The organism is Streptomyces huiliensis, from assembly GCF_020037025.1.
Lineage (GTDB): Bacteria > Actinomycetota > Actinomycetes > Streptomycetales > Streptomycetaceae > Streptomyces > Streptomyces huiliensis.
Genome location: NZ_JAIQLH010000220.1, coordinates 1 through 659 on the forward strand (window position 1 = coordinate 1; position 659 = coordinate 659).

Below are 659 nucleotides of genomic sequence, written 5' to 3' on the forward strand. Positions count from 1 at the left end.
CCCGCCTCCGCCTGGGCCCGGGCCAGCTCGGCGCAGCGCCCGTCCAGCTCCGTCAGCTCGGCGGCGGCCTCGTCGACGGCCGCCCGCACCTCCAGCAGGCTGGGCGCGCCCTCGGACCCGCCCTGGGCGAGGTGGGCGCCGAGGACGTCGCCCTCGGCGGTGACGGCGGTCAGCTCCGGGCGCCCGGCCACCAGCCGCTCGGCGTCCTCCAGCGCGTCCACGACCACCACGCCGTCCAGCAGCCGCCGCACGGCGGGCAGCAGCTCCTCGGGGCCGGTGACCAGGCCGGCGGCGTACCGGCCGACGGGCGGGGCGGGGCGCTCCGGGGCAGCGGCGGAAGGGGCGCCGCCGAGGAGCATGACAGCGCGGCCCGCGTCCTCCTTCTTCAGCAGGCGCAGGGCCTCGGCGGCGGCCGGGAGGCCGGTGACGGCGACCCCGTCGGCGGCGGCACCCAGGGCGGCGGCCACCGGGAGCTCGTACCCCGGGGCGACGGTCAGGAGCTCCGCGGCCGGGCCAAGCAGCCCGTCCCACCGCTCCCCCGCCGCCACCAAGGCGCCCGTGCCGTCCTTGCGGCGCAGGCCCAGGGCGAGGGCGTCGTGCCGGGCGGTGACGGCGGCCCGGCGGCGGTCGGCGTCCGTGGCGGCCTCGCGGGCGGCGGC

1 protein-coding gene is annotated in these 659 nt (G+C 81.9%); it reads right to left on the reverse strand.

The genetic code is table 11. The features are described from left to right. A partial coding sequence (locus JNW98_RS28570; RefSeq protein ID WP_504755493.1) for an SMC hinge domain-related protein occupies window positions 1-659 on the reverse strand: 659 nt, incomplete at both ends.